Raw genomic sequence first — 18,830 nt, forward strand, 5'->3', positions numbered from 1 at the left:
ACCTTGAGGTTGTTATTTTAGTTCTTGCAACTTTTCCCAAACAATCTCGTAAACGTCTGTTAGTTCTCCCAATCCTCTACGGAGTGAAAAGGTCTGGGGGACCTTTTCAGCCTGAGTCCTTTTAGTTGAGAGACGAAGGTTTTCCGTTGCAAACAGATTATTTCAAACCTTGCAACTTCTCCCAGACAACTTCATAAACGTCTGTTAGCTCTCCCAATCCTCTACGGAAAACATCCTTATCCATGTGGTTGCCATCCGCATCCCACAAACGGCAGTTATCTGGTGAAAACTCGTCTGCCAAGATAATCTTGCCATCCTTGTCAAAACCAAACTCTAGCTTAAAGTCAATCAATTTAAGGCCAATCTCAGCAAACCAAGCTTTCAAGAGCTCATTGATACGACGAGTTTCTTCCTTCAAGTAAGCGATTTGCTGGTCATCCGCAATCTGTAGGAATTTCACATGCTCGTCATTGATAAATGGGTCATCCAAATCATCATTTTTGTAGTAAAATTCAACAATCGGAGTCTCAAATGCGATTCCTTCATCTACACCAAAACGTTTTGAAAAGGAACCAGCCGTGTAGTTGCGTAGCACGACTTCCAAAGGAATGATTTCAACCTTTTTATTGAGTTGTTCTGTATCTGAAAGTTTCTCCACAAAGTGAGTCGCCACACCAGCCGCATTTAATTTCTCAAAAATAAAAGATGAAATCTGATTATTCAAAACTCCTTTGCCCGCAATCTGCTCCTTCTTAACACCATTGAAAGCAGTCGCCTGGTCCTTGTAAGTTGAAATAATAAGATTTTCATCCTCAGTTGTATAGATATCTTTAGCTTTTCCCGAATAGATCAATTGTTTTGACATTTTAAAGTTCGCCTTTCGTATTACTTGAGCACATTCTACCATAAAAAAACTAAAATTACAAGAACTTAACCGAATAAATAATGTAGTGACACCAAAAATCATAAAGAAAAAACCGCAAGAAGAATCTTTCTCACAGTTTAAAAATCATTTAACTCTAAAAACACGAACATTACTCTTTGTTCAAAAATTGATCCAAATAATAACGCAGGTAACTTTTCTTGCCCGTAATCATCTGCAGGCGACCTTCCACCCCATACCGAAGTTTTTCAGCCTGCTCCGAAGTTAGATTAGTCTCCACCTCAATTTTAAAGAAATTCCCTTTCTCAGTCTTAGTAGCTGTCGCATCAATACTTGTAATAGTAGAATCTAGGAAAAGTTGATTCTTGGCATCATGAGTAGTCGTATAGCGAACAGAATCACCGACCTTGATCCTTGCTACATCTTTTGAACTTAGATAAGCTGTGAGTTTGGCTTTCCCTTCTTTTTCCAAGGACGGATAGAGTTGAGCTAATAAGGCACCTTCTGCTACCATAGTAGAATCACTAGTCTCAGGATTAAGGTGAAGCACCCCATCCTCACTCGCCGTAATTTTCCCCTTTTCTAAAAGATTTCCCTGAACCTTCTTACCCGATTCTGCCTCCAAAATTTTCTGGTCTAGAAGGGTCAATTCCTGACCAACCTTTGCCAAGTGTTGGGATTTGAGAGACTCCAATTGACTGCTTAAACCTGACGCATAGGCTTGCTGGGTACCTGAACCTGCATACTGGACACGGTAAGTAGCAAGACTAGATTCTAACTGAGAAAGCTGTGCTTCTACCTGCGCAACAGCCTGGGATTTAGCTTGCGGATTTTCCTCGCCCTGAGACTTGTAGGACTGGTAGAGAGAGTAGGCTAGATTCTGACTGGCCAAGGAAGTGCCTGTTTCAATAGCTGACTTAGCTGTCTGGTAATCGCGAATTTTAGCCTCTGTTTGGCTGATAAGGTTGCCGATTTCAGCTTGGGTTTGACTAGCTGCTGCATTCTGGGACGCGATGGTCTCATTTTGTTGCGATGTACTAGCCCTAAGACTGCCTGCTTGACTGATGTAGTCGCGAAAGGTGGCTTGGTAGCCAAACTTATCCTCCTCTGGAAAGTAATCCGTCCCTTCTTGCAGGCTCTTTTGCAAATACTCCAATTGCTTTTTTTGATCCTTGAGCATGTCCAACTGACTAGCATAGGCCTCCGCTTGGACACCCTCTGCCCCTTCCTGATATTGAACCAACAGTTCTCCCTTTTTTACCAGCTTATTTTCTTCCAAATGATTAACAAGAATGCGATTGTTGCTAGTAGACTGGATATTTGCAAGGATTCGACTAGGCTCAACAGTAGCTCTAGTAGACAAACTCATCTCCTTCTCTGCAAATGTTGCAAATCCAAGCAAAAACACAAGCAGAAGGGACATGGGAACAATCACCCGACTGGAAAAATTATGGTAACGACGGTTATAAAACTCCGCACTTTCTAAAAATTCTGGTTTCATCCTCTCCTCTTTCTAGCTATTCACCAAATGGGCATAAAAGCCACCCTGTGCAAGCAAATCAGCATGCTTTCCTTCTTCAACAATCTTGCCCTGATCCAAGACAACAACCTTCTCTGTCCGCTCAGCAATGGTCAAGCGGTGGGCGATGAAAATCAAGGTCTTGTCTAAAGCCATGAGATTATCGACAATTCGCTTCTCAGTCAAGATATCCAGACTGCTGGTCGCCTCGTCCAAAATCAAGACCGGTGCATCTGTCAAGAGAGCACGCGCCAGAGCGATTCTCTGCCGTTGACCACCTGAAATTCCTGCTCCATCCGAAGTCAATTCCGTCTGGTAATTTAGTGGCATGCGCTCAATGTCCTCCCGAATCTCTGCCAATTCGACCGCCCGTAAGATATCTTCCTGTGTCGTTCCCTCCTTGGCTCCAAGGAGAAGATTGTCCAAAATCGTTCCGTTAAAGACATAGGGCTGTTGAGGCAGATAGTTAATATACTGGCGCAGGGCCTTTTTGTCAATCTGATTGAGATTGACACCACCCAGACTAATCTCTCCCTGACTTGGGTCGTAAAAATTAACCATCATTTTGGCCAAGGTCGTCTTACCTGATCCTGAAATCCCCACAAAAGCCACCTTAGAACCTTGGGGAATGGTCAAATTGATATCCGACAAAACATCTCGACCATAGCCATACTTGTAGGAAACCTGCTTGAAAGTCATCTCTCCCTTCATCAAACTCAAATCCTCAACCGTTTTCTTCTCCTCAAACTCAGAAGCTACCAGATAAACCTCATTCAGACGGTTATTGGCAACCTGCGCTGTCTGAAGCTTGGTTTGCAGGTTGATGATATTTTCCAAAGGATTAGTAAAGTAAACCAGCAAGGTATTATAGGTAATCAACTGCCCCAAACTCATCTTGCCATCCATAACCAGAACAGCCCCCATCCATAGAATACCGACATTGAGCAAGAGATGGGCAACTTTTTTCAGAGCCTTTTGCTGACTCTCTACCCGACTATAGGTAAAGGATTTCTTCAGATAATCCACAAATTCCTTATCAATCTTTTGGTAACGCTGACTTTCACTAGTCAAAGACTTAATGGTCTCAATACCGTTGATGTCCTCGATGATAGAAGAAGACAGAACCGCATTGGCTTCCATGGTATTCCGATTCATCTTTTCAAACGGCTTCATAAAGGCAAAGATAATCACTGTGTAGATAGGAAGCGCCAATAAGGTCATGAAAAAGAGATTGGTATTTTGTGAAAATAAAACAAGGGAAATAATGACGACCGTTGACACGTCCAAGAAAATCGAAAGAATGGTCGAAGCCAGCGCATCGATGATACTGTTAGCATCCGTAAAACGAGACACGATTTCCCCTGTACGACGTGTCGCAAAAAAGGTCATAGGCAGGTGAAAAACATGCTTGATATAGGACAAAATTACATCAATCGACAAGCGTTGCCCCAAAACAAGCAAGAGATACTCCTGAGCATAAGACAAGATCTGCTGGAGGATATAGACGATGACCAAACCAATAGAAATAATCCCCAACGTCGAACGCATCTGATCTGGCACATAGGTATCAATTATAGACTGCAGATAATAAGAACCCACAATGTTAATCAAGGTTACCAAGAGTGTTGCCAAAACGATATTAGCGATCAAGCCACGCTGTTTCACTAATATAGGGATAAAAGAGAGCAGACCATTCTTTTGATCCTTATGAGGCTTGTAGTCTGGACTCGGTGCCATAAACAGAGTCACTCCTGTCCATTCTTCCGCAAAACGCTCACGTGGCAGTTTAGTCAACTTCACCCCGGGATCTGGATCGGCAATATGAATGCTGTCCTTATCCTGCCCAGTCACCACATAGTAGTGGAGCAATTTCCCTTCCTTAAGTACATGAGCAACAAAAGGAAAGGTCAAATCTGGCAAGTCAAAGAGCGTCATATCTGCCCTAATAGCTCGCGTCTCAAAGCCAATCTCCTCTGCCACCTTGACCAAGCCCAAGGCCGTCGTCCCATCTATGGTCGTCTTTGCCAATTCTCGTAAGTGAGCCAAAGAATAATAGCTACCATAGTAGCCAAAAACCATGGCTAATGAAGCTACACCGCAGTCCATCTGATCCACCTGCGGACGATAGTGACGTTTCCCAAATTTCATATTCATCTCCTTTTTTCTAAACTCATCTGATAATACCTATCTTACCCCAATCCCCAAACAAAAACTTGACTTCCTTCCCAAATGCGCCTATCTCCCTCCCAACTGCACTTTTGGGATAAAAAAATAGGCAGAACAAATGTCCTGCCTACTAAAAATATGGTATGAAAGGAAAGTGATTTTTTACTGACACCCTAGGCAAGCTTGGAACAAATAAATCATTGATAGTAACATTGTGACATCCTATTTATTACTTCAATTTCTAATGTCCCTGCTATTTCTAAGCCACCTCTGGTATGATCTATTCATAGTCAGAATAGATAACACCGTTCTAAATTACGATTCATAGTTACTCCTTTTAAACTCCATTGTGATGCATCCTTAGATTCTACCCCAGCCATTTTTCAGCGAAGGCTAACAAGTCATTCTTAACTGTTCACCCTACTTGCTTTTTATTGGCCTTATATCCTAGATAAAAGAGCCCAAATAAAACAGGGTAAATTTCTAGATAAAATAGGGTATTGATCGGATTTTTCAAAATCAAATACGTTGCGATGTAGATTATGAGCGATACGATAAAATAACCCTCAGCGAAGCCTAATAAAAATGTTTTCAAGCCAGACTCCTATTTACCTGACAAGAATGGCGGAAAAACGCTACCATTCTCATTCACAAAATCCTTTTGATTCATGTTCTTCATTTATAGTTTTGATTATTTTTTGACAAATCTTTGCGAAAAATACCAAAATATCCTGCGAAAAGCAAACCAACTAAAGTCCATTGCCAATTAAAGGATACTAACGAACCTGTACGAATCACATGAAGCGCGACATTAAGAGTTATTCCCAACAAAGGACATATCGTGGCTAATTTAGGTAACAATGTATTGAGATTAAGATTGCGACTGTTCATTATCTAACGCCCACGACGAGCCAAATCTGAACCAAATGTGTAACCAGCCCCAAATGCGCCAAATGCAATAGCACTTAGGCCAAATATAATCGAAATAGGTTCAATTCCTCCTTCAATTACTTGCAAATCTTTCTCATCAACTACTTGAAATTTATCCATTCTTTTCTCCTTTACTTCTATATAATAAAATGAATACCATTAAAAACAATGAAATTGTTGGTATATTAAAATCATCAAACCATGTAGGTAAGGGTAGCTTATTCACATCAGCTACCAACCTGATAATTGTATAAGATATTGAACTAAGTAATACCATAAGCTCAGGCCAAATCTTCAGCATTAATTTAACAAATCTCATATATAAATCCAAAATTATGGTCGATTAGCATAATATCCTGCAGCTATGCCTGCACCTGCTGAAGCTGTAGCAAGCGCAGCTACACCTCCAATTAATTTCCAACTAATAACTACACCACCAATAATAATTGGTGCAATTCCCCCATCTACATTCATCAACTCTTCTTCTGTAAGAGCTACAAAGTTCTGTTCCATTTTGTCAAAATTTGTCATCTTTTTCTCCTCTTATTCTATTTTTTCTAAATCTTATCCTCTAAAAAATGGAGTTCCAATAAATACACTACGTAACAATAGACCTGTAATTAAACCCCGTTGATAACTTTCCTTGCTACCACCCACCAGCAAGGCTAAGTCGCTTTCCTTTAATACTTCAATAGTACACTTATCATTCATTTCATTCATCGCTTATCCCCTAAAAACCTAAACCTCTACGAAATCCAACGTACCAATCTGCAAGTGTCTTCGTCCAATTTTCTCCACCTTGAATATCGGTCAATTCTTCCGAAGTCAGCTCAACAAATCCATAATAATGTTCTTTCATTATTTTATTCCTTTCTTTTTTCCCTCTCACTTATCTATTCGAAAAACAATCCGAAAATGAACAACTAAATTAAATTTTATTTAAAAAATAATTTAATGAACCACGGATACAAGATTGGTAGATACATAAACCAGGCTCCTTTCCTTTTCCTCTTACTTATCTATTCGAAAAACAATTCGAAAATAAACAACTAAATCAAATTTTATTTAAAAAATAATTTAATAAACCACGGATACAAGATTGGTAGATACATGAACTAGGCTCCTTTCCTTTTCCTCTTACTTATCTATTCGAAAAAGAAGTCAAAAAAATAAGAATATCAGAAAATTTTCCGACATTCTTATTGATAATTTGATTCAAGTCTAACAGATATTAGACATTGAGATGTTTTTTAAGAGTTCTTCTGGCTGTTCGTGATACGGGGAAGTGCAAGCCTTCTAACAGGGTCACTTCTGTCGCAGTCATCTCTTCAATGGCATGTAAACTGACCAACGTATTGCGATTGGCATAGACAAAGTAATCTTTTTCAGCCTTAGCAGCGATATCCTTGAGACTGCCATAAATGGTCTTGATAGAATGATTGGCATAATAGACCTTGATACGATGGGATTCCACTGAGGTTTCAAAGGCTAAAATCTCATGGTAGGGCAGAGTAAAGCCCCGTCTTCCCTCAAAACTATAGGTGAAGAGACGCATATTTTCCCTCTTGTCCACTGCCAGTACATAGTCCAGACAGCGCTCCAGCTGATGACGGTAATTCTCCTCAGGCTGATCCTTGGAAATAAAATCCAAGGCAGACAAGTGATAGCGAAAAGCTAGAGGCAAGGCCTCCGAGTGCGTGGACACAAAGACAATGCTTGTAAAAGGATCCCGCTCCCGAACCTGTTGAGCAACCTGAAAACCCCGTTCACGCTCTCCATCAATCTCTAAATCTAATAAATAGAGCTGGTAATGGTCAAAATACTGTGAATACTTTTCAACGTCTCCATAGTTTTTGGCAATATCAATTTCCAATCTCAAATTGCGAGAGCGACCAATATCTAGTAAAGTCTGCTCTATACGCCCCTGCTGGACTCTGTCGTCTTCTAAAACTAAAATTCTCATTCCTCTCCCTCTCGTTTCTCATCCTTAAATGGCAATTCTAAATCTTGTCTAAAGGTCGTCTCTCCTAGCTGGGTATCTAAGTTTAAATCATAATGAAAAACCATGTCCTCCAAGGTTGCCAAGCCCAGTCCACTGTGGTTTCCCTTGGTAGAGTAACCCTTTTGACTGAGAATGCTGGGATTCAATTCTTCTTTCTTACGAGTGTTTTCAATGATAAAACGGACACTCCTATCACCTGCCAACAAAGCAACCCGAATCTGCGGATTTTCAGCCTCACTGGCTGCCTCTAAGGCATTTGTCGTGAGGATAGAAAGGATACGGATAGCCTCCAACATAGGCAAAGCCAGCTCTTCTACGACCCCCACCGTCTCCAAACTAAAATGAATCCCCTGATTATCTGCCACAATCATGGCTTTTGCCAAGGTATTGCGAATAGCTATATCATGGATATTGTGGAGATTAAAGGCCGTGTAATCCGCCTTCCTCAGCTTTTCATTTGTCTTTAGAAAGACATCTTGATAAATGGTAGACACCTCAGCCATATCTTGATTCGCTATAGCAGGCTCCATGCTAGCGACAATTCCTGCAAAATCATGACGGAAACCTCGAACCTCATCATAGAGATGACCCAGCTTATCCACCATCCCTTGCAAGGAACGATTTTCATCTTCCTGTCTCTGAATGGTTTGCTCATCACGATAAACCTGCTCCAAATGCTTGATATAAAAGAGCCAAGAGAAAAAGAGAATGAAAATCAGGAGAGAAATGGTTGTGTCAAAACGAACGTAGAAAGAACTATTTCTATTGGTCATAAACGAAGAGAATATCCTAAATCCAGTCAGAGGTAGAATAATGAAAAAACTCTTATGATAGTGGGTTTTGAAAGCATCTGAAAAAAATAAATCCAAATCCAAAGACCAACGCTTCATAATTTTACAACATAGAAATATTGATAATAAATCAAATATAGATATATATAGCGTCGAAAACTCATCTAAAAACAACCAGCTCTCACCAGATAATATACGAAGCCAGATTGTCACAAATAAATAACGAATACTTTGAAAGAAGAGAAAAAGATATAGAGAAAGAAAAAGAGCTTCTACTTTTCTCTTATGCAATACGAGTAAAAAAATACAGTAAAAGAAGAGAAGGATTCCTATATGAAATAATTCTCCAAATGTTTGACGAGTGGATAAACTAATGAAAAATACAATGATCCAATAACGTTTTTTATAAAATTCTGGGGAAATTTGAGCGCCCAAATAAATAGTAGGCACCATGGTTGAAACGACTACCAACAGAATATATAGCACAGAAGCTAAGAATTCTAAAATAATCATAGAATAAAACGACTCCTAATTTATTTAAGCGAAATAATATTTATCTCCCCGATACAACTCTCTAGTTTTTCATACTTTCTGAAAAACGATAAATCCACAAAAGGCTTTAGTTTCTTTTAAAATACAAGAAATCTAAAGCCTCTTGAAAATGATTTGCACGTTTTATTTTTTATATTCGTTGTGAAGATTGCTTATCTATTTATTTTACCACAAGAACCTTGTAATATTCATACTTATTTGGCTGTGTAATCTTAATTTTTTGACCATAGAAACCATCGATTTCTTTGTCAAAATAATCTGAAAACCTTGATGGCAAGCGTTTCATCTTAAGAACCTCACCAGATTGGTCTGCATATACAAGGAAATGATAGTGGGTTGTAGCCATACCATCATCAATCAGTACAAAGTAACCTGTTTTGAGCTTACCTTGTCCATTATCTAAATAGTATAGTTTATTGTTATTGATTGTGAAGTTATCAAATCGAAGTCGTACACCTGGGTCTTCTAGATAAAGATCATTGCCAACTTTTTTGATTTCTGATCTAGTTGTCATCTCTGGAAGTGGTAATACTCTACGACCATCTGCTCCAAAGTAATATCGACCTGGTAGATTTTGGAAATTACGAATAACAGCTTTAGGATCAATTTCCTGTCCTTGATCTTTATTATCTGTTAAAGCCAACATCGTATTGGAAACGTAATCCCCATATTTATTAGAAAACTTTTTAAACTCTGGTTTGATGTACCAGGCATTCTTTTCAACAATGACTCCATTTTTTGTATAAATAAGATAATAATCATACCCGTCAGACAAAGTAACAATATTTCTGATAATTGTATCATCCGCTTGAGATTGTTCAACCTGACTTGGGAGTCTGGTTAACATATAACCATCCTTACCAATGACATAACTTTCCCCATCGCTTGCTGGAACAGCTCTATCTGCGACCATAGCACCTGATTTTTCAAAGTAAGACCATTGACCATTTGCAGTCGCCCATCCTGTTGCCATAGCGCCACTGTCTTTGAGGTAATACCATGTAGACCCTTCTTTGTACCAACCAGTACGCATAGCGCCACTATTTGCAAGTGAGTACCAGGTGCTACCTTCCTTGTACCAGCCTGTGCGCATAGCACCACTATCTGCTAGTGAATACCAGGTGTTACCATCTTTGAGCCAGCCTGTCTGCATTTTACCAGAACCGTCAAAATGGTACCAAGAGCCAGCATTTTGCACCCATTTGTTTTTAGCGAGGCTGCCATCTTGAGAAAGATTCCAGTCAGCACCATTTTTAACCCAAGTATCTGCAGCCTGTACTTGATTGATAGACAATAGTAGGCCAGCACCTGCAAGCAAACCAAGTGTGAGTAGTTTAGATTTTTTCATAGCCATTTCCTCCTAAAATAGATAAATCCAAAGCAAGAAAATCCAATAGAAACGAAGTCAAAATAGATGTCAGGTTCATTAACTTGAACCACTAAGACCTCCTAAAATTTCCATGAACATAAGATAGAGACTAGTTTATAAAAAGTACATAGCCATCACCTTCCCACAACTATAAAATAAATCCTTTTTTATATCTACATTATAGTCCTGTAAAAAAGGAAAGTCAATTAAAATTATGACTATATTAACACTTTTAGTAGAAATCAATTGATATTTTCATTCGATCTTCATTTCTTATCCCCTTTTTGGAGATTGATTTTTTCTGACTCCATTATATCCCTTATTTCTCCTCAGATTTCTACTGTCCCTAGAAAGACTAAATATGTTCCTAAACGGTCACTTGAACCAAATAAAAAATTCCAAAGCAAATGCCTTGGAACTCCGATTGCTATTTTCCTTGAATGATTTTAACCACATCTCCTACACTTTGGAGTTGGTCAATTTCCTCATCGCTGATTTCGATATTAAATTCATCTTCCAGTGTCAAGATAAACTCCATCAAGTCAACTGAGTCAGCATCCAAATCGTCTTTCAGACTCAAGGATTCTGTCACGACAAAGTCCTCTCCCTGTCGCTCTTGGATAATGGTCACAATACGGTCAAAAATTTCTTTTTCTGTCATCTCTTTTATTCTCCTGAAAATTCACGCGCAGTCTGGGCAACTACGTCTGTTTCTAGCATGGTACGAATCTGGCGGATTGTACTATAAACAGCCTTGGCATCGCTTGAGCCATGAGTCTTGACAACCGGTGCCTTGACACCAAACAAGACCGCTCCACCAACATCTGAGTAGTTGAGCTGTTTTTTCAAACTTCTGAGGCTATCCTTGAGAAGTAGGGCTCCTAGTTTCGCTCGAAGCCCACCACTTGTAATAGCTGTCTTGAGCAATCCCATGATTCCCATAGCTGTCCCTTCAATGGATTTGAGCACAGCGTTTCCCGTGAAACCATCTGCCACAACAACATCCGCAACGCCATTCATCAAATCACGTGCTTCCACGTTTCCGATAAAGTTTAAACTTTCATCAGCTGCTAGTAATTCGTAAGTTTCCTTACGAAGCGGGTCACCCTTACTACTTTCTGTTCCATTGTTAAGTAAGCCAACACGTGGTTGCGCAATTCCACGGACATTTTTAGCATAGAAGGATCCTAGAACCGCGTATTGATGGAGGTGCTGGGCTGTATTTTCCGCATTGGCACCGAGGTCCAGCATGTCAAACCCCTTCCCATCTACAGTCGGCAAGGTTGACATAAGTCCAGGACGGTCGATATTCTTGATACGACCCACGATGAAAAATCCTGCTGCTAGTAAAGCACCTGTATTCCCAGCCGAGAGAACAGCGTCTGCTTCGCCTTCTTTGACAGCCTTAGCTGCCAAGACCATACTGGCATTTTTCTTCTTCCGAATAGCTCTCGTAGGTTCATCGTCTGAATCAATCTTTTCATCCGTATGGATAATGCTGACGCGCTCTGTCGCTGTCAGATATTGCTTGATTTTAGCTTCATCTCCGTAGAGTTGAACCTCGATATCTGAAAAGTCAGCTAGGGCTTGATTGACACCCTCAACGATGGCCTGAGGTGCGTAATCGCCCCCCATGGCATCTACTGCGATTTTTTTCATTTCTTTTCCTCTTTTAGTAATTGTCCCCAGTCTGCTAGGGAATCAATAAATTTCTTTGATTTTAGGTGAATCCCAACGTACTCTTCGTAGAGTTGATCCATAAATTGGCGTAGTTCTTGCTTGATTTCAGGCTTGAGCGAAATGGTCTCCAAAGTCTCAAAATCAATGGCTTGAAATTGATTGAGCAGATAAGGGATATTGGGATTGAGATGGCAACGTCTCTCATCTTCATGATAATGCTCTGGACAGAGACAGGCTCCATATTTGAAAGAAAAGTCAAAAGCCTGACCAACCCGATGACAAAAGACACACTCATTAAAATTGAGGCTGATCCCAAATCGAGTCAAGATTTGAATTTCAAAAATATTGGTCAAGACCTGATAATCCAAACCCTCTTCCATCAACTCCAAAGTCTTTTGCAAAAAAGCAAACAAGGGAGCATCCTGCTGATTGTCCTGCAAACTAGCATCTGCAAGAGCTGCCACATAGGTCGCATAGGCCATGACAAAGAGATCGCTATTAATCTTGGGAAAAGTCATCACCTCATGATAGTCCTCAATGTAACTGAGCCCATCATCATTGATTCGTAAGAGAAATCGAGCCAGCACCAAGGGCTGAATAACCGGCGCCAGCTTAGACTGGCCAGCATGTTTAACGAAAAACATCCGCTTACCAGCCTGCTCTGTAAAAATCTTGACGAGCTTGTCATCCTCACGAAAATTACGATTGTAGAGCACCAAGCCTTGACTCGTGATAGACTGAATCATGCTTCTCTCATGTACTCCTCAAGTCGTTTCATGGCTTCTTTGATAGTCTCCATACTAGCCGCATAAGACAGGCGAACATAACCTTCCCCGTAACGCCCAAAGGCTGCACCAGGGATAAAGGCAACAGCCTTCTTCTGAGCAAAATCCTTCAGAAAAGCGAAAGAATTTTGATTATATCCTGCTGGAATCTTAGCAAAGATATAGAAGGCACCGTCTGGTTTGATAATCTCAAAACCAAGAGCAGTCATTTTCTCGATAATATAATCCCGACGCTGGATGTATTCCTTCTTCATCGGTTCCGCATCGTTTTTACCAGCCGTCAAGGCCTCCACCGCAGCATGTTGAGCCATAGTATTTGCGGCAGTAACCAAGTACTGGTGACTCTTAATCAACTGAGCTGTAAAGGCTGCAGGAGCAAAAATCAGACCCAAACGCCAACCTGTCATGGCATGCGATTTAGATAGACCATTGATAATAATAGCCTGATCTCTCAACATGGTTCCCAGAGACACATGGGCTTCGCCTGTGTAGGTCAATTCTGAGTAAACCTCATCACAGACAACAAAAATCTCATACTTGCGTAAAACAGCTGCCAAGGCCTCCAATTGTTCCCGACTGTAGGTAATTCCTGTCGGATTGGCTGGATAGTTGAGAATAACCGCCTTGAGCTTGTCACCCTGCTCCAAAATGGCCTTCTCCAACATTTCAGGAGTCAAGACAAAACCATTTTCAGTTGTGTCAATCTCGACAATCTCTGCCCCAACTAGATTGACAATCGGTTCATAACCTGGATAGGCAGGAGCTGGCAAAAGTACCTTGTCTCCCTCTTCCAAAATAGCCGTCAAAGTAGCAGATAAAGCCTCTGTCGCCCCAATTGTAACCAAGATTTCATTTTCAGGATCATAGTCCAGTTGGTACTTTTCCTTAACAAAGTCACTGGCCGCCTTACGTAGAGTCAGCAGACCACTCATCCCTGTATAGTAGGATTGGTTCTGATCAATCGCTCGCTTGGCCGCCTCCTTGATATGATCTGGCGTTGTAAAATCAGGCTCCCCCAAGGTCAAACGCAAGACCCCAGGAATCTCCGAAATAGCCTGGTCAAATTGACGAATCAACGAAACTTGAATCTTATCTAACTGTTTATTAAAGCGCTTAGTTAAGTCCATAGATACCTCCTACTTTCAAAACGTATCTCTATTATACTACAAAAGCCCCCCGACCGCAAAAATACATGATAGAATAACGCTAGCATGACAAATTGAAGTATGTTAAAATGGATTTGTCGCAACTCCACTAACGAACTTAGTTTGGAGGTGAGTTTTTGCTAATCTTCGTTACAGTTATTCTAGCACCATTACTGATTACTATTACCGGTAATGTCATTTCTGAGTGGATAGTCAGAAAGTGGTTAGATAAGCGCGACAAAAAAATATAACCTGAGTTTAGTTTTAATGTAACTGGACAAAAAGAAATACCAGAGGTGGAGCTCTGGTATTTTTGTTTTTGCCAAGACTTCGTTACAGTTCTTGTAGGATTATTATTACATAATTAGCACTACTTGTCAAATAATTGTTAGCTCCACTTTCTATTTTACTTTTCCTCTTTACAGGTCTATAATGGTAACAGATTCTATTTGGAGGTTTTTATGTCATTTCTATCAAAAAATGGAGCAGGCATCTTGGCCTGCCTTCTCATTTCCATCGTATCTTGGTACTTAGGAGGATTCTTCCCTGTTATTGGCGCGCCTGTCTTTGCAATTTTCATAGGCATGCTTCTCCATCCCTTTCTCTCGCCTTATAAACAACTGGATGCGGGTTTGACCTTTAGTTCCAAGAAATTACTCCAATATGCCGTTATCTTGCTTGGTTTTGGTCTCAATATCTCGCAAGTCTTCGCAGTTGGGCAATCTTCACTCCCTGTCATTCTGTCCACCATCTCAATAGCCTTGATTGTTGCCTATCTCTTCCAGCGCTTCTTTGCACTGGACACAAAACTGGCCACCTTGATTGGAGTAGGTTCTTCTATCTGTGGGGGTTCTGCCATTGCGGCGACAGCGCCCGTTATCCATGCTAAGGAAAAGGAAGTAGCCCAAGCCATCTCCGTTATCTTTTTCTTCAATGTCCTTGCTGCACTTATCTTTCCAACGCTAGGAACCTGGCTTCATCTATCCAATGACGGCTTCGCCCTCTTTGCAGGAACTGCGGTCAATGATACTTCCTCTGTAACAGCCACAGCTAGCGCCTGGGACAGTCTCTATCAGACCAATACCCTCGAATCCGCAACCATTGTCAAACTCACACGTACTCTAGCTATTATCCCCATCACTCTCTTTCTCTCCTACTGGCAAAGTCGCGAGCAAAAAAATAAGCAAGGCTTACAACTGAAAAAAGTCTTCCCGCTTTTTATCCTTTACTTTATCCTCGCATCTCTCCTAACCACCCTACTGACCTCTCTCGGTGTGTCCAGTAGTTTCTTTACCCCACTCAAACGACTTTCCAAATTCCTCATTATCATGGCCATGAGTGCTATCGGACTCAAAACAAATCTGGTCGCTATGGTCAAATCCAGCGGAAAATCCATTGTCCTCGGAGCCATCTGCTGGATTGCCATCATCCTTACCAGTCTTGGTATGCAGACCCTTATCGGCATTTTCTAACACAAAAGGTAGCCCATCAGCTACCTTTTTCTTATGCTTCCTCAATCAAGCGAGTATGTTCTCTCTTGATGCAACGATTCATTACAATGTCATCGCATCCACCAGCACGCAAGATTTCTTCCGCCTCTAGACTTTCAAGTCCTAGTTGTGCCCAAAAAATCTTAGCATCAGCCTTGAGAAAATCACGCGCCACATCAGGCAGAAACTCACTGCGACGGTAAACATTGACAATATCTACAGGAAAAGGAATCTCAGCTAGGCTAGCATAAGCCTTTTCACCCAAGATTTCGCCACCTGCCGCCTTGGGATTGACTGGGATGATTTTATAACCCCGAGCCTGCATTTCCTTAGTTACTCGATTGCTCGTTGTTTCCTCACGGTCTGACAGGCCCACCACAGCAAGGGTTTTACTCGTTGCTAGATACTGACGAATCACGCCATCACTTGGATTGATAAATTCTTGACTCATAGAAATCCTCCTTTTTCATCAGTATAGCACATTTTGAAAAGGCTTGCAGATTTTGACTACAAAAAAGGAGGACTAGCCCCCTTTTTATTTAGCCTCGTACCAGGTTGCCCCTTCATTTTCATCTGCGATAAGGGGAACACTGAGTTGGATGGCTTCTTCCATGGTTTGTTTCACTAGTACTTTGACAGCTGCTAGTTCTGATTTCGGAACTTCAAGGACGATTTCATCATGCACTTGCAAGAGCATCTTGGTCTGATAGCCACCTTCAACTAGAGCTTTGTCTAGCTGAATCATAGCAATTTTGAGAATATCCGCCGCAGAACCCTGGATAGGAGAGTTAATAGCAGTTCGCTCTGCAAAGCCACGAATGTTAAAGTTGCGCGAATTTATATCTGGTAGCTCTCGACGACGCTTGAAGAGGGTCTCTACATATCCCTTGTCACGCGCTTCACGTACCACTTCTTCCATATAGTTTTTAATCCCAGGAAAACGCTCAAAGTAGGTATCAATGTAGGCTTTGGCCTTCTTACGACTAATACCAAGATTGTTCGCCAAACCAAAATCTGAAATCCCGTAAACCACTCCAAAGTTGACAGCCTTGGCATTGCGACGGTCGTTTGGCGTCACATCCTCAGGACGTTCAATTTCAAAGACACGCATAGCTGTCGAAGTATGGATATCTGCTCCCTCTTGGAAGGCCTTGATTAAGTGCTCATCCTTAGAGATATGCGCCAAAACGCGCAACTCAATCTGTGAATAGTCGGAGCTAAGAAGGACACTATCCTCCCACTCTGGCACAAAAGCCTTACGAATGAGGCGACCTTGTTCCAAGCGAACAGGGATATTTTGCAAGTTTGGATCTACACTAGACAAACGCCCAGTCTGAGTCAAATCTTGCACATAGCGCGTGTGGATCTTGCCATCATCTAAAATCCAATCCTGCAAGCCAACCACGTAAGTCGATTGAATCTTAGCAATCTGACGGTAGTCTAGAATTTTTTTGACAATCGGTGCAATAGGAGCCAGACGCTCCAGCACATCCACTGCTGTCGAGTAACCTGTCTTGGTTTTCTTGGTGTATTCTAGAGGAAGTCCCAGTTTTTCAAAGAGAAGTACGCCCAACTGTTTAGGTGAGTTGATATTAAATTCCTCACCAGCCAGCTCATAAATCTCTTGGGTGAGTCGCTCAATGACAATCTCATTTTCAGCTTGCATCTCAAGTAGGGTTTCTTTTTTAACCTTGATTCCAGCAATTTCCATCTTGGCAAGGACAAAAGCCAGAGGTTGCTCCATGTCATAGAGAAGATCTAACTGCCCGTGTTCACTGAGTTTTTCAAGCAAAACAGGCTCCGTCTCAACCAATACAGCAACCTTGCGAGTCAAGTGCTCCAAGAATTTCTCTCTCTCAGGGATAGCTTTCTTGACCCCCTTACCGTAGAAGGTCTCATCATCAGCCAAATAAGTCTGGCCATAGAGATTCGCAATGGTTGAAATTTCATTGTTCTCGACAGTAGAGAGGAGGTATTTGGCCAAACGACTGTCAAAAGCAGGGGCCTGCAAATTCAAGCCCAAACGATTTAAAAGAACCTTCGCTTTCTTAAAGTCATACACTTTCAGAGGTGTTTTTTCTAGAAAATTCTTGAGAATCGGCTCCTGCAAGAGCTCAAGTTTGTCTGTAGCGTAAAGTTTATCCCCACAGGACCAGGCAAAACCAACCAAGTCATCTGTATGGTAATTCTCACCAAAAAGCTCAAAGTGGAAGATAGAGTTGGCGCTCAGCATGTCTTGACTGACTTGGTCAACGATAGTGAAATCCAAACTTTCAGGCGCATCCGTTGATGACACATTTAAAGCTTGCTTGAGCTGTTTGAAGCCCATCTCATCGTAGAATTTCCCGAGATTTTCCACATCTGGTCCACTATAAAGCAAATCATCAAGGCCAATCTCAATCGGTGCCTGAGTCTCAATGGTCGCCAAGGTTTTAGACAGGAAGGCTTGTTCCTTGTCATTGATGAGATTTTCCTTCATCTTAGAAGCCTTCATCCCATCGATATTTTCATAAATACCCTCTAACGAACCGTGTTCTAGCAAGAGCTTGATACCCGTCTTTTCACCGATCTTAGTGACACCAGGGATATTATCAGACTTATCCCCCATAAGAGCCTTAAGATCAATGAACTGAGCTGGTGTGAGGCCCATCTTTTCCATGAGATAGTCTGGCGTAAAGGCCTCAAACTCAGCCACACCTTTCTTGGAAATCTCGACCACCGTATGCTCATCCGTCAACTGGATCAAGTCCTTGTCTCCGCTGACAATAGTCACTTCAAAAGAATCCTTCTCAGCCAAGCGACCTAGGGTCCCGATGATATCATCTGCTTCATACTGGGCCAACTCATAGTGGCGAATCCCAAGATGATCTAGCAACTCACGAATGAAGGGAAATTGCTCACGAAACTCATCTGGAGTTTTAGCACGACCACCCTTGTAGTCTGCATACATCTCTGTACGGAAGGTCGTCTTTCCCGCATCAAAAGCCACCAAAATATGACTCGGCTCAACCCGCTCCAACAAATGGCTCAACATCAACTGAAAGCCATAAATCGCATTGGTATGCAAGCCAGCCGCATTCTTAAAACGGTCCAACTGCTGATATAGCGCAAAAAACGCCCGAAAAGCAACAGAAGACCCATCAATCAATAATAATTTTTTCTTATCCATACACCCATTATAAAGGAAAGCACCAAAAAATACCATTGGGAAGAGCCATACCCAATATTTTTCATCCTTTTTCCGAATAAATAGATAGAGCCAGAGAATCTAGGAAACCTAGATTTAAAACTGTGGTATAATAAAAGGAAGAAAAGGATGATTCTAAGACATCCGGGCATCAGCCCAACCAATGATTTGGTTGCTAAGAAAATCTTTAATAATCCAGAAATCACTTGTCAATTTATCCGCGATATGCTAGATTTACCAGCAAAAAATGTGACTATTTTGGAGGGAAGTAACATTCACGTCTTGCCTTCCCTGCCCTACTCAGCGCAGGATTTCTATACCAGTATAGATG

At 41.3% G+C, this 18,830-nt stretch carries 20 protein-coding genes and 1 pseudogene; 2 read left to right on the forward strand and 19 right to left on the reverse strand.

Annotated features, from left to right (window positions below; genetic code table 11):
* Positions 1-12: 12 nt before the first annotated feature.
* The 17 genes from HMPREF2764_RS10375 to HMPREF2764_RS06610 form a co-directional block, all read right to left on the reverse strand.
* Entirely contained in the window at positions 13-156 is a 144-nt protein-coding gene (locus tag HMPREF2764_RS10375; RefSeq protein WP_079211609.1) for a phosphoribosylaminoimidazolesuccinocarboxamide synthase, read from the reverse strand.
* 1 nt (position 157) lies between these two features.
* Positions 158-865, reverse strand: a complete 708-nt coding sequence (purC, locus tag HMPREF2764_RS06540; RefSeq protein ID WP_070528193.1) for a phosphoribosylaminoimidazolesuccinocarboxamide synthase — start codon at positions 863-865, stop codon at positions 158-160.
* 169 nt (positions 866-1,034) lie between these two features.
* Positions 1,035-2,384, reverse strand: coding sequence for a competence pheromone export protein ComB (gene comB, locus HMPREF2764_RS06545; protein ID WP_070528197.1), 1,350 nt, complete (start codon positions 2,382-2,384; stop codon positions 1,035-1,037).
* Positions 2,385-2,396: 12 nt separating this feature from the next.
* Positions 2,397-4,550 (reverse strand): peptide cleavage/export ABC transporter ComA, encoded by a 2,154-nt coding sequence (gene comA, locus HMPREF2764_RS06550; protein WP_070528201.1) that lies wholly within the window; start codon positions 4,548-4,550, stop codon positions 2,397-2,399.
* A gap of 433 nt (positions 4,551-4,983) precedes the next feature.
* Positions 4,984-5,163 (reverse strand): hypothetical protein, encoded by a 180-nt coding sequence (locus HMPREF2764_RS06555; RefSeq protein ID WP_049515845.1) that lies wholly within the window; start codon positions 5,161-5,163, stop codon positions 4,984-4,986.
* 80 nt (positions 5,164-5,243) lie between these two features.
* The gene (locus tag HMPREF2764_RS10310; RefSeq protein ID WP_078934268.1) at positions 5,244-5,459 is read right to left on the reverse strand and encodes a bacteriocin immunity protein; all 216 of its coding nucleotides are present in this window, start codon (positions 5,457-5,459) and stop codon (positions 5,244-5,246) included.
* A 3-nt stretch (positions 5,460-5,462) separates the two neighbouring features.
* Positions 5,463-5,618: a smi_0061 family bacteriocin-like peptide gene (locus HMPREF2764_RS06560; RefSeq protein ID WP_000357248.1), complete on the reverse strand. Its 156-nt coding sequence runs from the start codon at positions 5,616-5,618 to the stop codon at positions 5,463-5,465.
* A gap of 213 nt (positions 5,619-5,831) precedes the next feature.
* On the reverse strand, positions 5,832-6,029 hold the full coding sequence (locus HMPREF2764_RS06570; RefSeq protein ID WP_049502335.1) for a class IIb bacteriocin, lactobin A/cerein 7B family: 198 nt from the start codon (positions 6,027-6,029) through the stop codon (positions 5,832-5,834).
* 33 nt (positions 6,030-6,062) lie between these two features.
* Positions 6,063-6,218, reverse strand: coding sequence for a hypothetical protein (locus tag HMPREF2764_RS09735; RefSeq protein WP_049499436.1), 156 nt, complete (start codon positions 6,216-6,218; stop codon positions 6,063-6,065).
* Positions 6,219-6,228: 10 nt separating this feature from the next.
* Complete coding sequence (locus tag HMPREF2764_RS06575) at positions 6,229-6,357, reverse strand: smi_0059.1 family bacteriocin-like peptide (RefSeq protein ID WP_049499438.1); 129 nt, start codon at positions 6,355-6,357, stop codon at positions 6,229-6,231.
* Between the two features lie 372 nt (positions 6,358-6,729).
* Positions 6,730-7,461, reverse strand: a complete 732-nt coding sequence (locus HMPREF2764_RS06580; RefSeq protein WP_070528204.1) for a response regulator transcription factor — start codon at positions 7,459-7,461, stop codon at positions 6,730-6,732.
* Positions 7,458-8,273: a GHKL domain-containing protein gene (locus HMPREF2764_RS10315; RefSeq protein ID WP_239822585.1), complete on the reverse strand. Its 816-nt coding sequence runs from the start codon at positions 8,271-8,273 to the stop codon at positions 7,458-7,460. The genes HMPREF2764_RS06580 and HMPREF2764_RS10315 overlap by 4 nt, the downstream gene beginning before the upstream one ends.
* 730 nt (positions 8,274-9,003) lie before the next feature.
* Positions 9,004-10,191 (reverse strand): N-acetylmuramoyl-L-alanine amidase family protein, encoded by a 1,188-nt coding sequence (locus tag HMPREF2764_RS06590; RefSeq protein ID WP_070528209.1) that lies wholly within the window; start codon positions 10,189-10,191, stop codon positions 9,004-9,006.
* 448 nt (positions 10,192-10,639) lie between these two features.
* Positions 10,640-10,873, reverse strand: coding sequence for an acyl carrier protein (locus HMPREF2764_RS06595; protein ID WP_000136446.1), 234 nt, complete (start codon positions 10,871-10,873; stop codon positions 10,640-10,642).
* A 5-nt stretch (positions 10,874-10,878) separates the two neighbouring features.
* The gene (plsX, locus tag HMPREF2764_RS06600; protein WP_070528211.1) at positions 10,879-11,871 is read right to left on the reverse strand and encodes a phosphate acyltransferase PlsX; all 993 of its coding nucleotides are present in this window, start codon (positions 11,869-11,871) and stop codon (positions 10,879-10,881) included.
* Complete coding sequence (recO, locus tag HMPREF2764_RS06605; RefSeq protein ID WP_033686080.1) at positions 11,868-12,638, reverse strand: DNA repair protein RecO; 771 nt, start codon at positions 12,636-12,638, stop codon at positions 11,868-11,870. The genes plsX and recO overlap by 4 nt, the downstream gene beginning before the upstream one ends.
* Positions 12,635-13,804: a pyridoxal phosphate-dependent aminotransferase gene (locus HMPREF2764_RS06610; RefSeq protein ID WP_070528214.1), complete on the reverse strand. Its 1,170-nt coding sequence runs from the start codon at positions 13,802-13,804 to the stop codon at positions 12,635-12,637. Before HMPREF2764_RS06610 ends, recO begins: the two co-directional genes overlap by 4 nt.
* A gap of 479 nt (positions 13,805-14,283) precedes the next feature.
* On the opposite strand from HMPREF2764_RS06610, the gene HMPREF2764_RS06615 reads away from it, so the two are divergent.
* Positions 14,284-15,294, forward strand: coding sequence for a YeiH family protein (locus tag HMPREF2764_RS06615; RefSeq protein ID WP_070528217.1), 1,011 nt, complete (start codon positions 14,284-14,286; stop codon positions 15,292-15,294).
* 31 nt (positions 15,295-15,325) lie between these two features.
* On the opposite strand, the gene HMPREF2764_RS06620 is transcribed toward HMPREF2764_RS06615, so the two are convergent.
* Together HMPREF2764_RS06620 and polA are read right to left on the reverse strand one after the other, a co-directional pair.
* The gene (locus HMPREF2764_RS06620) at positions 15,326-15,763 is read right to left on the reverse strand and encodes a CoA-binding protein (protein ID WP_000076477.1); all 438 of its coding nucleotides are present in this window, start codon (positions 15,761-15,763) and stop codon (positions 15,326-15,328) included.
* A gap of 84 nt (positions 15,764-15,847) precedes the next feature.
* Complete coding sequence (gene polA / locus HMPREF2764_RS06625) at positions 15,848-18,481, reverse strand: DNA polymerase I (protein WP_070528271.1); 2,634 nt, start codon at positions 18,479-18,481, stop codon at positions 15,848-15,850.
* A gap of 147 nt (positions 18,482-18,628) precedes the next feature.
* Here polA and HMPREF2764_RS06630 point away from each other — a divergent pair.
* A pseudogene (locus HMPREF2764_RS06630) lies at positions 18,629-18,830 on the forward strand (hypothetical protein); the annotation flags it as partial.

Origin of the sequence: Streptococcus sp. HMSC073F11 (assembly GCF_001810785.1) — a bacterium.
Lineage (GTDB): Bacteria > Bacillota > Bacilli > Lactobacillales > Streptococcaceae > Streptococcus.